Source organism: Bradyrhizobium sp. S3.2.6, assembly GCF_040546885.1.
GTDB lineage: Bacteria > Pseudomonadota > Alphaproteobacteria > Rhizobiales > Xanthobacteraceae > Bradyrhizobium > Bradyrhizobium cytisi.
Genome location: NZ_JBEPOS010000017.1, coordinates 157,636 through 173,425, shown reverse-complemented (window position 1 = coordinate 173,425; position 15,790 = coordinate 157,636). Strand labels below are relative to the sequence as shown.

The following is a 15,790-nucleotide window of genomic DNA, read 5'->3' as shown; positions in this document are numbered from 1 at the left end:
AGCTCGGCGGTGACGTTGGACAGGCGCTGCAACGGCACCTTGAACTCGGTGTCCTCGTTGCGCCTTGAGATCTCCAGCAGCTGGTTGCGGGTCAGCACCAGCTCGGAGACCATGGTCATCAGATGCTCCAGCGTATCCACGTTGACGCGGATCGACTGGTTGGCGATGCGGTCGCCTTCGCTGGCCCCCTCGTCGGCCATCGACTTCTTCGGCGCGGCCTTCTCCCTGGGCGGCTTGGCAGCTTCCTTCGCAGCTTCCTTGGCAGCTTCCCTGGCAACGGGCGCGGGCGCCTCAGCGACGGGCGCGGCCTTGGCCTCGACAACGGGCGCCGGCGCTTCGATCGCGGTCTCGCGGAAGGCGCGCTCGAGCTCGTCGAGCGAGACTTCACCCGGACGCAGCGGACGCTCCAGGGTCTGGTCGATCAGCGCGCCCGTGGTCAGCTCCTTGGCGGCAGCGGGCGCCGCGGCAATGGGGGCGTCCGGCACCAGCGGCGGCGCGTCAGCGACGGGAGCAGGAGCAGCAGCCCCCGCAGCCATTGCCGCCATCGCCGCCATGCCCTGCTCGACCATCGCTTCCAGCTTGTCGATGAGGTCGCGGTCGGTGCCTTCGGGCTCGGCTTCGGTCGCCTCTAACCCTGCGAGGATCTCCTTGATGCGGTCGATCGAGGACAGGATCAGCGTCACCGCCGGGCCCGTCACCGGCATGCCGTCGCGGAACTTGCTCATCAGCGTCTCGCCGGCATGCGCCAGCGCTTCGAGCCGCGGCAGTCCGAGGAAGCCGCACGTACCCTTGATGGTGTGGACCAGGCGGAAGATGTTATCCAGGATCTTGGCGTTGTTCGGCTCCTGCTCGAACTTCACCAGCTGATTGTCCACGGTGTCCAGGCTCTCGCTGGTCTCCGTCAGAAACTCCCGTAACAGATCATCCATGAAAACAGGCCTTCATACAGGGAGGGCACGCACGAATTGTGATGCGCCATTTCAGAATGGGGCCAGCTTCACCGCAAAGCGTTTAATATTGGTTGAGTATGTGCAAAAGAACGGAACGAACAAAGAGATAAGGCGCTCCGGACAACCCGAAGCGCCTCGTAAAGATTTGATTAACGTCTGAGTGCGAAGGGCGTGTTTAGGAAGCGGTAATGATGATGGCTTCGCCCTCTAGCCTGAGCGTCACGGTGAGCCCGCAGGCCTGCGCCAATAGCCGTGTATAATAAGGCTGGATCGCGTGCGCATCCGCAGCCGGCCCGCGTGCTCCGCTCAGAAGCTCGGAGATGTTCTGCGGCAGGCGCGCGTTGTGTCCGGTCGCGGTGATGCGGAAGCTCATCGTCTCGCCCTCGCCGATCGGATCGATCGTCAGTGTGCCGCCGCGCGGGATCGTGTGCTGGGACACGACGAGCATATTGAGCAGCAGCTTGACGCGATTCTTCGGCAGTAGCAGCCGCGGCAAATTCCACGTGATTGTGCTCTTGCCGTCCTCGATGTGACCGCGCGCCATGGTCTGGGCATCGCCGAGGTCGATCTGCGCGCCGGAGGAGCCGGCCGCGCCGAAGGCGAGGCGGCAGAATTGCAGGCGGGCGGAGGCCGTCTTCGCACTCTTGCGGATCAGGTCGAGCGCGAATTCGCGGTCCTCGGGCTTGGGATCGTCATCGAGCACCTCGAGCCCATTGACGATGGCGCCGACCGGGCTGATGAGATCATGACAGACCCGCGAGCACAGCAGGGCCGCGAGTTCGAGCATATCGGGAGCAGAAGCGGTACCGGGTGACGGAGCGTCGGACATAAAGGGTTCCTGGAATTGCACGGCGCGGACGCGGCGAATCACGCATGCTTGACGGATGCTGCGGGTTCTAACATTCGCCAGCCCGTGGCAGCTAGCTTGCGATAGGCTCGAAGCGGCCATAAGGGACAGAGGCGAATCAATTGATGAGAGGCGAGACTTGCCAATGCGAGATTTGCCAATGAATGAGGCATGCAGGTGAGGATTATCGACGGCGAGGCCGCATTCCGGCTGATGGAGCCCCTGACCGCGCTGGTGGTTCAGGCCGGCGAGGCGATCCTCGCGGTCAACCGCGCGGCGATGCGGGTGGACGGCAAGCAGGACGGCTCGCCGGTGACCGAGGCCGACCTCGCCGCCGACCGCATCATTGCGGAGGGGCTGACCAGCCTTGCCAACGATGTACCGTCGCTCTCGGAGGAGCGGTGCCAGCTCGCCTCGCCGCCGTTTCGCGGCAGCTTCTTCCTGATCGACCCGCTCGACGGCACCAAGGAGTTCGTCGCCGGGCGCGATGAGTTCACCGTCAACCTCGCCCTCGTGACCGAGGGCGTGCCGCTGCTCGGTATCGTCGCCGCACCCGCGCTCGGGCTGCTCTGGCGCGGCATCGTCGGCCGCGGCGCCGAGCGCGTGACGTTTGACGGCACCAGCATCGGCGCTGCCGAGCCGATCCGGACCCGCAAACTGCCCGGACACGGCGAGCCCTGGGTCGCGGCGGTGAGTCGCTCGCACGGCGACCCCACAAGCGAAGCCTTCATCGACAGCCGGCCCAACGCCGTCAGGAAGATGTGTGGCTCCGCGGTCAAATTCGGCCGGATCGCCGAGGGCAGCGCCGACATCTATCCGCGCTTCGGGCCGACCTCGGAATGGGACGTCGGGGCGGGCTGCGCCGTGGTCACGGCAGCCGGCGGCAAGGTGACCGACGGCAAGGGCGGCGAGATCCGGTTCGGCGAGCGTGGCGACAATCGCTTCATCATCCCCGCGTTCGTCGCCTGGGGCGATGCCGCAGCGGTCATGCCTATTGACTGAGCTTGTCCTGCAGCGCCGGCCAGCGCTTGCCGACTTCATACAGGAAGCGTTCCGGATCGGCGGCGAAGGCGTCGCGGTTGGCTTCGCGGCTGAACAGATAGAGCCGCTGCGCCGAGATCACGAAGAAGCGGGGATTGCCGGCGATGGTCACGCCGCGCGCGATATCGGCCGGGTCGTAGCCGCCGAACTGCGGGCCGTAGATGTCGGGATGGGCCAGGAAGGAGGCCCGGTTGCCCTCGTTCCGGAAGCGCCAGACCGCGCCCCACAGGTTGGCCTCGAACTCCGCCGTGCCCTGCTCGGGGCCGCCATCGACGAAATAGGCCACGGGATCGAAGCCTTCGATGGCGACGCCCGAGAAGCGATTGACGACGATCCGCTCGGTGGTGGCAGCCTGCGCCGGCAATCCGGAGCAGGCGAACCAAATGCCCACCAGCAGGCAGACCAGACGGCCGATCAAGGCAATTCCGGGGCGCAAAGGGCTATCTTCCTGCCGTTGTGCCGTCATAGTTGCTGCGGATAACATCCGAGTCGAGGGGACATCCGGCGCAACCTAGAACCGTGCCTGTTGGCGTCAGGTTAAGGGAAGCGGACCGGAATCGATACCAGGGGTTCTTTTATGACTTTCGCATCACGCCTTGCCGCAGTGGCGCTTGTAGCGCTGGCTGGCTGGATCGTGCCGGCCTCCGCGCAGACGGCTGCGCCGCCGCCGGACCTGCCGCCGCCGCAGCGGACCCCGACGCCCAACACCTATGGGCCGGACGAGCTCGTCAACGCCGGCCACCGCTTCTTCGGCAACGTCTCGCGCGGCCTCGCCTCGATCATCGAGAAGGCGGTCAGCCAATGGGGCCTGCCGAACGGCTACATCCTGGGCGAGGAAGGCTCCGGCGCGTTCGTCGCCGGCCTGCGCTATGGCGAAGGCACGCTCTACACCAAGAACGCCGGTGACCTGCGCGTCTACTGGCAGGGTCCGTCGCTCGGCTTCGACTGGGGCGGCGACGGCGCGCGTACCATGACGCTGGTCTATAATCTGCCCGCCACCAACGCGATCTACCAGCGCTTCGGCGGCATCGACGGCTCAGCCTACATCATCGGCGGCTTCGGCATGACGGCGCTCACGTCCAACAACATCGTGCTGGTGCCGATCCGCTCCGGCCTCGGGCTGCGCCTGGGCGCCAATATCGGCTACCTCAAATACACGCCGCGGGCGACCTGGAACCCATTCTAGGTCCCCTCCTCCCTTCCAGGTCCGGATTCACGTTAACAACAGGGCGGGGCTGGCTTTTTGCCGGCCCGCCATGCATTGTTTCTTTGGTAAATTTTTCCTTGCTTCCGGGAGTTGTGCCCCATGGTCGAACCGATCATGTACCTGGCGATCGGTTTCCTGCTGTCGATGCTGTGCGGGCTTGCGATCGTGCCGCTGGTGCATAACCGCGCGGTGCGCCTGACCACGCGCCGGCTCGAGGCGGCGACCCCGCTGTCGATGGCCGAGATCCAGGCCGACAAGGACCAGCTCCGCGCCGAGTTCGCGATGTCGGCGCGCCGGCTGGAGATGAGCGTCGATCAGCTCAAGAGCAAGACCACGAGCCAGCTCGCCGAGCTCGGCAAGAAGAGCGACGCCATCAACCGCATGAAGATCGAGCTCGGCGAGAAGAACGCCACGATCTTCGCGCTGGAGGCGCGCGAGAAGGCGGTCAAGGAGCAGCTCCGCGCCACCGAGGAGGAATTCAACGCCAAGACCGCATCCTTGCGCGAGGCCGAGATTGCACTGAGCAACAAGCAGGGCGAGCTCGCCAAGATCAACTCGGAGCTCACCGACCGCTCGATGATGGCGGAGAGCCGCCAGGTCGAGCTGGTCGCGGTGCGTGCGCAAATCGAAGAGCTGAAGAACCGCGTCGGTGACGCCGAGAAGGAATTCACCGCGACGCAGGCGCGGCTGGCGCAGGAGCGCGTCGAGTCGGAGACGGCCTCGCGCGATCTCGGCGATGCGCGCGGCCGCGTCGAGAATCTGAGCCAGCGCGTCACCGAGCTCGATCGCCAGCTGATCGTGCAGGTGAAGGAAGCCGAGATGCTGTCCACCCGCGTCGCCGACCTCGAAGGCCGCCTCGCCACGCAAGGCAAGCTGCTGGCCGAGCGCGACTACGAGAACAACCAGCTCCGCCAGATCAATGAGGGCTCCGAGCGCACCATCAAGGAATTGCGCGCCGAGATCGCTGGCTTGAGCGGCGGCAAGTCGTCGGCTGCGTTCGAGTCGATGCGCGCGGAAAAGGCCGCGCTGGAACAGCAGCTCGCCACCGCACGCGACGAGCGCGCCAAGCTTCAGCGCGACCTCAATGCGATCCAGCAACAGGCGGAGAGCTCCTGGGCGACCGAGCGCATGGAGAATGCTCTGCTGCGCGAGCGCATCAACGACATCGCCGCCGAGGTGGCGAAACTCGCGATGCAGCTCGAGGGCCCGAACTCGCCGATCGAGGCGCTGCTGGCGGCCGAGGCCGGCCAGCCGCCGAAGCAGGCCGCCCGCCCGGCCAACGGCGTCGCGACCAATGGCGCGGCCGCCGCCCTCCCCGAAGGCGGCGGAACGCTCGCCGAGCGCATCCGCGCGCTGCAGGCCCACGCCTCCCGCGCCCGCCAGCAGGGCGCGTAAGCGGCCCGAAATCCGGCCGCGCCGCCCAATTGCGACACGGCGGAAGGTTTTCAGGCCGCAAGCCGCCTGAAAACTTGACACTTCTAGCCCGCACTTCTAAATCGCGGGCTCCGATGCGCCGGCCGGCCGACAAGGTCCGGCCGTCTGCATGATGGTCCCGGGCGCATAGCTCAGCGGGAGAGCGTTCCCTTCACACGGGAGAGGTCCAAGGTTCGATCCCTTGTGCGCCCACCATCCATCATTCTGAACCCTGTTGGTTGCGCACGATCCCCGACGCGGGGCGGCTTTCGTCACCGTCCCGTTGAAATGTCGAAAACAACCCCATGCACAGTAGCCGATGTCAGTCGGATCAGCGGATTACGACTTTTCCGAAACACCACTTGCTCCGTCGGGCAAAACAGGGGCATGATGGCATCATTGGAGACGAAGCCCCGATCAAGTAGCCGAGGCTGTAGAACAATTTCGGCCTCATCGATGAGGCGCCCTTTCCACAAAAAAAGCGCTCACATGAGCTGAGCGACGCAACTGCTTCCGCCAGACAAGAACACGAAGCCGAGCCGCCTCCGCCAAAGATCATTTCGTTTCAGAGCAGCCGATAGCCGTCCCAGCCTTGCTTAAGACTGTCGTCCCTTTGCTGCACGAGCAACCCCAACCAAACCCTAATGGATATTTTCGTCCTCCCGGTTGAGCGACCTGTTTCCTCCGGGTTGTCACGACAAGCAAGGTGACAAGGGTTCATTTTCGCCTTAACGAGTGTTTTTGACGTCTGAATATTCGAAGTTGTAAATCAATTGAGGGGCTGCTTTGTCTACGAAGGATTCTGAACAGCAAATCGCACGGCTAATTGGCGCGTCAGAGTTTGCGGAAAAAAGGATTGCCGAACTGAGCGCCAGAATCGAGGCAGTTGCTCAGGGTGAAACCAAGGCCAATAAATCGATGTTGGCGGTTTTTGCAGGAATGGTCGTGTTTATTGGCACCATCATGACAGTGGGATTCGGACTCGCCGGCCTCATCCAGTACTGGAATAATGGAAAAATAGATGACGCCATCCAGAGCAGCAGGAATCAATCCGAAAGCAGCAAGAAAGATTACGTAGCAGCTACAGACGCGGGGAAAATTCAGTCCGAGGCCCTTAAGACGGAGGTCCTGGACGCCATTAATGCTGGAAAAACCGAGATACACACAGCCACGTCCGAGTATCTGAAAAGCCAGAAGATCAACCTCTTTGCGATAAAAAATGCAACGGGTGACCCCGACATTGCGACGTGAGTTCCAAGCTTTACCAAGTTTCCAAAATCGCCGGATCGCTACAGAGCTATCTATCGCGTGACGTTGACCTCTCACACCGACATCTACTTCACTGGCGAAGGTATTGGTAAGCTCCTAGCAACCCGCAATTATTTTAGCGGCGCCATGCTTGATATTATCGGCAGACATAAAGATTACATCGACAGCGACTTTGTTGGCAGGTTGAAGAGCGGCGTTGTTTTCGAGTTCAACAAGACCGCTACATCAATCGTTCCCGCACAAACGGAAAACACTATTACGATAGACCGATACACCTGTGATGAGCTGATAGAGATCGATAGGACCTTCCGCGAACAGACCAGGCTGGGTGAGATGAAAGTGCAAGTTTCACTGGAAAAAGCAGCAGAGGCACCTGAACGAACGCTCCGAATGGAATACGTGAAGGGTGTTCCTGGGCCTGATTGATCACAGGGGTCTGGCCAATCGCAACACTTCAGGCTCAGCTCCGGTCACCACAGCCTAAAGTGGCTAATCGCGCTACTACCTCCGTCCGGGAGGCGCTGACTCGACCGCTATTGCTGATACCCGGCCTCCGGATAGTGATCCAACGCGCCCATCGTGACCGTCCATCGGGGGTGCGCCCTCGATGCCGAACGTTGTGGCGAGTTCTCTAACGCCAACTGGGGTTACGACGAGCGCTCGGCTGTCCCTGACGTGCTCGACCCAATCGTGCTCCAGAGCGTGATCAAGAATGGCGGCGCCAACTGCCCCGGCCAGATGCGGCCGGCGCTCGCTCCAGTCGAGACAGGGGCGACAGAACACCCGACGCTTGGAGGCGAGGCAAAGATCGACGCCCAACTCATTGAAGAATGACCGGCCGGCGTCGGTGAGTTGCCCGCCATCCTCGTCGAGCAGAATAAACGACTGTTGGACCAGCCGGTCGGCGATTGCGACCGCGATGCGGCCGGCCATGTGGTCATAGCACGTGCGCGCGTGCCGGAGCGTTTCTCCACCGCGCCAGAGATTGCGCTGCCGGGCGGGGCCGTCCTGCGCCACGACCATGAGACCTTCTAGCACGCGCGCGACGTGCGGAGAGGCCAGGCGGAAATATCGCCTTCGGCCCCGCTTTGCGAGCGCGAGCAATCCCGCGTCGCTGAGTTTCGCAAGATGGCCACTGGCTGTCTGCGGCGCCACGCCAGACACATAGGCGAGCTCCGAGGCGGTCAACGTTCGGCCATCCATCAGCGCGCTCAGCATGTTGGCGCGCGCCGGGTCGCCGATGAGCGCTGCGACTTGGGCGATTTTGGGTCCCGTGTCCATGCCCTTCTCGTACGCCGATAAGGACGCAGTGCCAAGCACGAATACTTCGGTCAAGACCGTAGTGTTTCCGCGAGACTGGATCGATCACGAAACATAGGTTGCCTGGACGCCAGTAGGCCCGGCGAAGGAACTGCCGCGACGAGTAGAAAGATCATCCCGCGGCTCCGAATATTCGGTTGGTATCGAATGACCATCGCAATGCGGGCTGATCTGGGCCGTCAAATTCTCACAGGCAACTGAGTGTGATCAAATGCAAACAACTTCGTTCAATACAAGGGAGCCGGAACTAGCCCACTCCGACAACACGTCATCCCGTTCGCCTCTCGCGACGGCGCTGGCACTTGCTGCCACGAGCCTCGGCCTTGGCGTGGTGCAGCTCGATATCACCATCGTCAATACTGCGCTGAGCAGCATCGGCAATTCGCTCGGCGGTAGCGTGGCCGAGCTGCAATGGGTGGTGACCGCCTATACCATCGCATTCGCGGCCTTCATTTTGACCTCCGGCGCGCTCGGTGACCGCGTTGGCGCCAAACGGATATTCATCGCGGGCTTTGCGATCTTCACGTTGGCTTCGCTCGCCTGCGCGCTGGCGCTGTCGGCGATATTCCTGATCGCCGCACGCTCCGTGCAGGGCCTGGCAGCAGCGATCCTGGTGCCGAACTCGCTGACGCTGCTCAATCATGCCTATGCCGATCCGAAGGCGCGCGGCCGCGCGGTCGGCTTCTGGGCCGCAGGTGCGAGCGTCGCACTGACTTCGGGGCCGTTTGTCGGCGGCGCGCTGATCGCGCTGGTCGGCTGGCGCGCGATCTTTCTCGTCAACCTGCCTATTGGCGCCGCCGGCCTCTGGCTTGCCTGGCGTTATGCCGAGGAGACGCCGCGGCTCGCGCAGCGCGAGATCGATCTGCCGGGACAGATCGCGGCGATTGCAACCCTCGGCACGCTCGCCGGCGCCCTGATCGAAGGCGGCGTGCTCGGCTGGAGCCATCCGCTCGTCATCATGGGCTTCGTGGCAGCGGCCGTGATCGGACTCCTGTTCGTATGGCGCGAGGCGCGCGCGCCACAACCGATGCTGCCACTCTCGCTGTTCCGCCACCGCATGTTTGCGCTGGCCGCTCTGGTTGGGCTCCTCTTCAACATCGCCTTCTACGGCCTAATCTTCGTGCTCAGTCTCTACTTCCAGAAAATCAACGGCTGGTCGCCATTCGCAACAGGCCTCGCTTTCGTGCCCATGATGGGCATGGTGCTGCCCGCCAACCTCGTCGCCGCATCGGTCAGCGAGCGCCTCGGCGCGCCGCAAACCATTGCACTGGCTTGTGTGATCACTGCCGCGGGCTGCGTTGCGCTGCTGCCTATGGCCTCAGGCACCAGCTACGGGGCGATCGGCACTCAGCTTATGATCCTCGGCGGCGGGCTCGGCTTGCTCGTGCCGTCCTTGACCTCGACGCTGCTCGGCAGTGTCGAGAAGTCGCGATCCGGCATCGCCGCGGGCGTTTTGAACGCAACGCGGCAGACCGGCAGCGTGCTTGGCGTTGCCCTATTCGGCTCGCTGGTCGGAGGCAACAACGTGTTCATTGCGGGCGCACATGCCTCGCTGCTCAGTTCGGCCGCTGTGTTGCTCGCCGGTGCGGTCGCGATCTGGCTTGGCCGAGCAAAGGACTGACGATGAAAGGGAGGGGCAGATCGACCTCGTATGGTGCCCGGATGTCGAAGACCGTGGGGTCCGACGGTTCGCAGCTTTCTTACACAGTGAAGCGAGCGTTTGTCACACTGCAAATTTGGCGCGAACGGGTTCGGCAGCGCCGCGAATTGGCGTAATGGACTGACCACGACTTGCATGATGTCGGATTGTCCTGGTCTGACATCGCTCTGGAAATCAAAAAGTCCTTCTGGCGGGCTTGAATAGCACTCGAATAGGGCTGCCTCTTGCGCGACGAGGCCGGCCAAAGAAGGCGGACCTTTGTCCAACTAAATTCTTCTGCTTTTGGCCCATCTCGGACCTCCCGACCGGCGCCGGTGATGTCCGCTCCCGGTGCTCGACCGGAACGACACAGCCGCGATGCCGAAAGGGCGCTTTTGACCCACAGGAGAATTCAGCGCCGGTGGTTCGTCGAATGGGCAATGAGCCAAATGCACAGGCGCCTTCAACGTTCGCGTTCCCAAGCGAGAGTGCCGACGACTTTCTTACCCTGATAGATGCCAACGGAGCTGACTTGTTCAGCGGTTCGGATGCTCAGCCGGTCACCGTCCAGCTTGAAAAATCTCACCTGATCCTGCCCGGTGAGGAGCTCGTTGCCCGAAATGTCGACTTTAGTCGTGAACTTGTCTCCGTCGATGGTGAATTTTCCGGTGTAGACATTCAACGACTTGAGGAGCGTCGCCGTCTCGTCGTTGTTTGTTGCAGGCTTGCGATTTGCCCCCACAATGATGAAGGCCGCATATCCGTCCGGCGTGAAAAGTGCTCTACCTTTCGGGTTGGGACCAAATGGTTCGCTGGCGTCGCCGCCGACAATTTGAATGGTCCATGAGGTCAATTTCCAACTCCCGACTAGCTGCTTCGATGCGTCGTCCGCAAACACAGGTCCAGACGGAAAATAGCAATAGAGAGCAACCAATAAGGCAACGAGACGCGCCATGCTGTTCTCCCATGAATGGCAAGTCGGGCTTCGGCAATAATCGGGATAGCTTGAGCGATCAAAACTTACGAGCCTTCGGACGGCAGGCTCCTCGCCAGCCTGTCCGGTGCTGGCCCATCAGCGAAGTGGCAAGCGAGCCTGAGCACGTCCGATCATCGGAGTAGACCGGAAGTGAACGGCGGCGTGTCAGAGCGATGCTTTTGACCCAAGGCGGCGCACTCCGGCGTGATGTCTGCACCTTACGTTATGGAGAGTCGATCTCACGCGGCTTGCAGGATCAACTCGCTCAGGCGGTCCGGTGCATCGAGCATGGCCATGTGCCCAGCGTCCGGCAGTTCGAATGTGGACCAAGACTTGTTGCCTTTGCAGTCCGCAAGAGCCTTATCGAAAACTGGCTGCGGAAATTTCGGAAGGCGGATGTAAGTTTTCTTTGCAACCTTTTCGAGCGCCCCAGAAAGTTTGATCGGCTGGACATACGTGCCGACCGGATGCGCTGTGGCCTTGGACTGTACGAATGGCTGATCACGTTCAGCGACAGCAGTCACCCCAAACTTCGGCGGACCAAAGCCTGCCGTGCCCGTTTCAACAGCAGACTGCACGGCCTTGCGAACAGCCTCGACCGAGAGGTCCGGCACTGTCTGTCCGTCGGTCGGCAGAAAGGCATCAAGCCACACGATTGAGGAGACGCGACCGCCAATGCTTTCGAGTGCGCCTGCGCCTACGAAGCCAGCATAGGACCACGCCACAAGGCAGACGTTCTCGAGACTTTCCCATTGGACCAGATTGACGACGTCGGCAATGTGGGTGTCAAGATTGATGTCCTTGCTCAGCAAGTGCGAGCGTTCTGCTAGACCCGTCAGGGATGGAGCGAATACTTTGTGGCCGCTCTGTTCGAGCCGGTCCGTGACCCGGCGCCAGATCCAGCCGCCACAATAAGTTCCGCTGACCAAGACGAAGGTCTTTCGCGCCGATTGGGCGCGGGCGGCACCAGTCACGCCTGATGCCGCTGTTGCCACGAGACCGCCAGCTGCAACAGTGCGAAGCATGCGGCGGCGAGTAACGTGAATTCTTGTCACGACGCGTATCTCCCTCTGTTTCGTAATCCACAACTATTAGTCGTTGACCATAAAGAGTTGCCACCAAAGTGACAAGGTAAGCAGACATCCCAACTGTCACCCGTTAGGGTGATGCAACTCGATCTCGTCGTTCTAATATTATTCGTTTGGCAGTTTGCCGAAACGAGAGACGAGGAAGTGATCTTTGAGTTTACGGGGATCGGACCAACAGGTATCGACTACCTAACTCCCGAGGATGATCCACGGAGGCAAAAATGATGTTCAGGCTCATTTCCGCTGTTGGCCGATTGTGTTGCAAAAGTCGAAAGTTGCAGAGTTCAGGATTCTTCGCGAAAACACTAAGCAGCGAGCGATCGCTGATTCGTATGACCTCAATCGCGTTACCGAAGTCGCCTGTGAATTTTGCGCGAGGCCGTGAGGTCCCTCGCATCTTGTACGCGAAAGTCGCGCCCACGGCCCGCAGAATTTTGGTCATCGGCGAATATCGATTTTTGCAACAAAATCGGCCCATCTCGGACCTCCCAACCGCCGCCGGTGATGTGCGCTCACAGGGCTTAAGCGGAAGTAAGCAATCGGGATGCCGAAAGACCGGTTGTGACCCAGAAGAGACATGGGCAATTTTGATCCGAAGTGATCGGTGGTCCAACAGCGCACGGCTAGACCGAGGAGAAGACCGGCGCTGTAGCGCGCCACGCGGCGCTCAAATTCACATAGTTGAACTCTTTTGGCTCAACCTGCTCGATGCTTGGTATGACAGCCCAAGGAATTGCGCTCCTCACGAACGTCTGGACGATGGGAACCGCCCAGCTGGCGTCGTCGAGAGTCCCCGCACGTAGAGCCGTAAAGTCCGGCCGCGCTACGTCGTTCGATGTCAAACCCGCGCGGCAATGGGCGCACGCAGCATTGCGAACTTCCCGACCTCGAGCCGTTGTCCGCGTAAATGTTTCCAACGGGCCAGTGAGCGTCAACGCCGCAGCGGGGACCAGCACGGTTAAGCTATAGGCTGAACCTGAGATCGACTGGCAGTCATGGCAGTGGCAGACGTGAACCAGCAAAGGCGCTCCGCTCAAGCTGTAGCGAACTTCGCCGCATAGGCATCCGCCAAACAGCGGAAGCTTGACCTTCGCTTTTTCCATGACCTGCGTCCCCATGAATGAATGCACCGAAGGACTATTACTTTCGCCTTTTCTCCCTCCATGCGCAACCTCCGATTGTTGCCTGTTGGCCCGAACCCGACATTGCATTCCACGCAGAGGCCACACCATAGGCTGAGCTGGATGCAGCGATGGAGGCCGGGGATGAGGTGCCTGCGCATATATGCAACGCCTGACGGGGAGTCCCATTTTGGAGAAGTCGATATCGCGATGACGATGAAGCCGGCGTTTCCCAACGAAGCGCCGTTTGAAATTTCGGCTTGGTTGCGCAAAGGAGGTCGGTATGGGAGCGAAGCGGACTTCGCCGCGGGTTTATGAGTACACGGTCTAATCATCCTGAACGGGTAGGGCGCGGCCCTTTAGCGAAATCAGATTGCCCCATCGGGCGAAACACCGACCGGACGGCCGCACCTGGAAGAGGATTACCCGGCGGTCAGAGCGCGCTCTGAGGTCCACGTCATCGGCTCAAGATCGAACATCGACTCAAGCCTTCCAGGACGAATTGAGGGGAGTGGTGGCTCAGCACAAAGTGTTCGGGACATGCTGAAAGGACATGAGCGAAGCGCTCACCTTGCCGGAGCAGCGTTTTCTATACGTGCAAGAAGACACTGGCGTGCTGTACCTGACGCTTGGAGGCGTCAAGACAGGCCGAGGCATGGGCTAGTTCGATCAAGCAGTTCTTTTTCTGTCCATTTTGCGGGACCCAGCTTCAAACGCGCGACGAGATCAAGCGCGCAACTGCATAGCTGTTCAGGTATTTCCCTGGACCGTGGCAGAGGCTCGCCGATCAGCGACTTCGCGAGCTGAGCGACAAACGAGAGCGGCCCTGTCTTTAGGAGCCGCTTCGTCCTCTTCAATGACAACGCACATCCGCCACGCCGTCCGCGGGGTGCGAACGGCGCCACCACCATCACGCCGCTGGAAACGGATTCGCGGCCTTGGTGTATTTCAGCGCGCCGATGCCGAAGCCTTCCTGGCTGCGGTTTTGAATGAATTCCTTGTGCTCGTAGAACGGCGACAATTCGCGCCATAGCTGCGGGACGCCGCCGGCCCAGGCGCTGGTGTTGCCGCTGGACTCGCAGATGTCGTGGAACAGGATGATGCCGCCTTCGCGAACGAAATGCCGGTAGCAGAGAAAGTCCTGCTTGACGCCTTCGTAGCGGTGATCGCCATCGATGAACAATGTGTCGATCAACCTGCCATTGAGAAACTTCTCGACCCGCTTGACGCTTTCATCCGCGTAGGACGGCATGTCGAAGAAGGTCCATTGCTGCTTCGGCGTCGCGAGCAGCTTCAGCATTTCCTTGTTCTTCACGTGCAGATCGATGCAGATCATCGTCTCCATCGTCGGAAGAAATCGTCCGAACAGGAGCGACGTTCCGCCGTTCAGCGTGCCGATCTCAACCACGAGCTTCGGAGCGGACGCCGCGATGTAGTCGAGGGCCGACGAGATCTCCGTCTCGATCTGGCAGGAGCCGGTGCCCATATGCTGCTTGGTGAAATCGATGACGTCCTGCACGCTCGATCCGCGCTTGTACTCCCCGATGATCTCGTCGCGCTTCTGGGTATTGAACTTGAGGCGCAGTGCCGGTCCGCTATCGGCCAGCCGCTTCTTGATCTGTCTGACCGCGAGAACGGCGGGATGAAATTTCAGTTCCGTTAGACGCTCATTGAAGGCCTTGCTCATCGACATGATCGAACCTCACTTCATGCAGAGTTGCCCGACAGTTCCAAAGCCCAGGATTGCTTCAAATTATGATCGACTTAAGGTTTTTGCTTGACGGCGAGATGAAACGGGGAGCCGGAATCGCTCCGTAATCTCGTTACGCGATCTCGATAAGCTCGATCTCCTGTGTTCCCGAGCCGACGACGTCACCGACGGCCTTCCCCATCAGCGACTTCGCGACCGGCGACACGAACGAGATCGAGCCGGCCTTCGGATCGGCTTCATCTTCCCCGACGATACGGTAGGTCTGCACGCGGCCGTCGGTGCGGCTGAACGTCACTCTGCTGCCAAAGGCGACCGTCTCGTTCGACGCCGGATTGGGAACCAGTTGCGCGGTGCGCAGCCGCTCGGCGAAATAGCGGACATCGCGCAGGGGCGCGGCCGACTGCCGGCGCTTTTCGTTGACATCATCGATGGCTTGCGCGGCTTCATAGGCCTCGCGCGCGTCCTGGAACTGCTTCTGCAGCGCCTGCAAACCTGTCTCGGTCACGAGGTTCGGATGCGGCGAGATCGGGCGATCCGGCAGCAGTGTCTCGGAGGCGGTCTCGGCGCTTTCTTCCTTGGTAAAGGCGACGCTCAATTCGAATATCCTGTCGAACAGTTTCGGGTCACGGCTGTACCAGACCTATATCTCAAGTTCGACGAAACGACGGAGCTTGAACACGAGATCTGGCAATGCCTGACGGAACCGGGTCGCGTTCTGGAACGTGGTGGAGAACGGCGCGAAAGTGATCATCGCGTTCCAGTGCCGATAGCCGTAGACCGTCACCGAGACGCCGGACGCCGGAAAACCCTCGATCTTGCGCAATTCGCCGAGCACGAGACCGGCAATCGCGTCCGCGGGCAGACGCCGCTTGCCGTCCGGTGTCAGGGGTGGACCGGGCGCAACCGGCCTCGGAGCCGCCACCGCTTGATCGGATGCATCCTGGAGCTTCGGAGACTCCGCTTCCGGGATTTGCGCTACCTCCGCTAACGGTGCGGCCGCCGGCGCGACCGGCATGAAGTCAGCAAGCGGCGGCGGGCTGGCGGCCTCTGCGCGTTTGTTGCCTCCCAGGATGCTGCTGATCATGGCAACAAGGCCAGCATCCCTCGCATCGTCACCCATCACGGCTCCCCCCCGGCTTGGCCTACTTTAACACCGGCACCGTAGATCGCCACAGGGGTCGGCTGATCGAGCCGTCGGCTGCTGCTTG

General features: G+C 61.4%; 16 protein-coding genes, 1 tRNA gene and 1 pseudogene. 8 read left to right on the top strand and 10 right to left on the bottom strand.

Annotation, left to right across the window (positions count from 1 at the left end):
* Together ABID58_RS26450 and chpT are read right to left on the bottom strand one after the other, a co-directional pair.
* The coding region (locus tag ABID58_RS26450) for an Hpt domain-containing protein (protein ID WP_354035687.1) at positions 1-929 on the bottom strand (929 nt) is incomplete at its 3' end.
* 196 nt (positions 930-1,125) lie between these two features.
* Positions 1,126-1,779 carry a histidine phosphotransferase ChpT gene (gene chpT, locus ABID58_RS26445; RefSeq protein ID WP_354035686.1) on the bottom strand — a complete coding sequence of 218 codons (654 nt, stop codon included), beginning with the start codon at positions 1,777-1,779 and terminating at the stop codon, positions 1,126-1,128.
* Positions 1,780-1,968: 189 nt separating this feature from the next.
* On the opposite strand from chpT, the gene ABID58_RS26440 reads away from it, so the two are divergent.
* Positions 1,969-2,799: a 3'(2'),5'-bisphosphate nucleotidase CysQ family protein gene (locus tag ABID58_RS26440; RefSeq protein ID WP_354035685.1), complete on the top strand. Its 831-nt coding sequence runs from the start codon at positions 1,969-1,971 to the stop codon at positions 2,797-2,799.
* Here the strand turns inward: ABID58_RS26440 and ABID58_RS26435 are convergent.
* Positions 2,789-3,274, bottom strand: coding sequence for a YHS domain-containing (seleno)protein (locus tag ABID58_RS26435; RefSeq protein ID WP_354035684.1), 486 nt, complete (start codon positions 3,272-3,274; stop codon positions 2,789-2,791). The genes ABID58_RS26440 and ABID58_RS26435 overlap by 11 nt on opposite strands.
* A 141-nt stretch (positions 3,275-3,415) precedes the next feature.
* Here ABID58_RS26435 and ABID58_RS26430 point away from each other — a divergent pair, with 141 nt between their 5' ends.
* From ABID58_RS26430 to ABID58_RS26410, 5 genes are all read left to right on the top strand, one after another.
* On the top strand, positions 3,416-4,024 hold the full coding sequence (locus ABID58_RS26430) for a DUF1134 domain-containing protein (protein ID WP_148755204.1): 609 nt from the start codon (positions 3,416-3,418) through the stop codon (positions 4,022-4,024).
* 120 nt (positions 4,025-4,144) lie between these two features.
* Complete coding sequence (locus ABID58_RS26425; RefSeq protein WP_148755203.1) at positions 4,145-5,440, top strand: coiled-coil domain-containing protein; 1,296 nt, start codon at positions 4,145-4,147, stop codon at positions 5,438-5,440.
* Between the two features lie 159 nt (positions 5,441-5,599).
* A tRNA-Val gene (locus tag ABID58_RS26420) sits at positions 5,600-5,674 on the top strand.
* Positions 5,675-6,244: 570 nt separating this feature from the next.
* Positions 6,245-6,709: a hypothetical protein gene (locus ABID58_RS26415; protein WP_354035682.1), complete on the top strand. Its 465-nt coding sequence runs from the start codon at positions 6,245-6,247 to the stop codon at positions 6,707-6,709.
* 57 nt (positions 6,710-6,766) lie between these two features.
* On the top strand, positions 6,767-7,153 hold the full coding sequence (locus ABID58_RS26410) for a hypothetical protein (protein WP_354035681.1): 387 nt from the start codon (positions 6,767-6,769) through the stop codon (positions 7,151-7,153).
* Positions 7,154-7,228: 75 nt separating this feature from the next.
* On the opposite strand, the gene ABID58_RS26405 is transcribed toward ABID58_RS26410, so the two are convergent.
* Positions 7,229-8,008: an ArsR/SmtB family transcription factor gene (locus ABID58_RS26405; protein WP_502916433.1), complete on the bottom strand. Its 780-nt coding sequence runs from the start codon at positions 8,006-8,008 to the stop codon at positions 7,229-7,231.
* Between the two features lie 250 nt (positions 8,009-8,258).
* Between ABID58_RS26405 and ABID58_RS26400 the strand changes: the two genes are divergently transcribed.
* Both ABID58_RS26400 and ABID58_RS37410 read left to right on the top strand, forming a co-directional pair.
* Positions 8,259-9,668: an MFS transporter gene (locus tag ABID58_RS26400; protein ID WP_354035678.1), complete on the top strand. Its 1,410-nt coding sequence runs from the start codon at positions 8,259-8,261 to the stop codon at positions 9,666-9,668.
* 155 nt (positions 9,669-9,823) lie between these two features.
* Positions 9,824-9,907: pseudogene (locus ABID58_RS37410) on the top strand (YjiS-like domain-containing protein); the annotation flags it as partial.
* A 242-nt stretch (positions 9,908-10,149) separates the two neighbouring features.
* Here the strand turns inward: ABID58_RS37410 and ABID58_RS26390 are convergent.
* From ABID58_RS26390 to ABID58_RS26365, 6 genes are all read right to left on the bottom strand, one after another.
* Entirely contained in the window at positions 10,150-10,641 is a 492-nt protein-coding gene (locus ABID58_RS26390) for a lipocalin-like domain-containing protein (protein WP_354035677.1), read from the bottom strand.
* 260 nt (positions 10,642-10,901) lie between these two features.
* Positions 10,902-11,717: an alpha/beta fold hydrolase gene (locus tag ABID58_RS26385; protein WP_354035675.1), complete on the bottom strand. Its 816-nt coding sequence runs from the start codon at positions 11,715-11,717 to the stop codon at positions 10,902-10,904.
* A 656-nt stretch (positions 11,718-12,373) separates the two neighbouring features.
* Complete coding sequence (locus tag ABID58_RS26380; RefSeq protein ID WP_354035674.1) at positions 12,374-12,853, bottom strand: GFA family protein; 480 nt, start codon at positions 12,851-12,853, stop codon at positions 12,374-12,376.
* A 928-nt stretch (positions 12,854-13,781) separates the two neighbouring features.
* Complete coding sequence (locus tag ABID58_RS26375; protein ID WP_354035673.1) at positions 13,782-14,564, bottom strand: class I SAM-dependent methyltransferase; 783 nt, start codon at positions 14,562-14,564, stop codon at positions 13,782-13,784.
* Positions 14,565-14,694: 130 nt separating this feature from the next.
* Positions 14,695-15,177 carry a transcription elongation factor GreA gene (gene greA, locus ABID58_RS26370; protein ID WP_148755702.1) on the bottom strand — a complete coding sequence of 161 codons (483 nt, stop codon included), beginning with the start codon at positions 15,175-15,177 and terminating at the stop codon, positions 14,695-14,697.
* Between the two features lie 45 nt (positions 15,178-15,222).
* A complete protein-coding gene (locus ABID58_RS26365) occupies positions 15,223-15,702 on the bottom strand; it encodes a hypothetical protein (protein WP_354035671.1) in 480 nt (159 codons plus the stop codon).
* Positions 15,703-15,790: the final 88 nt, after the last annotated feature.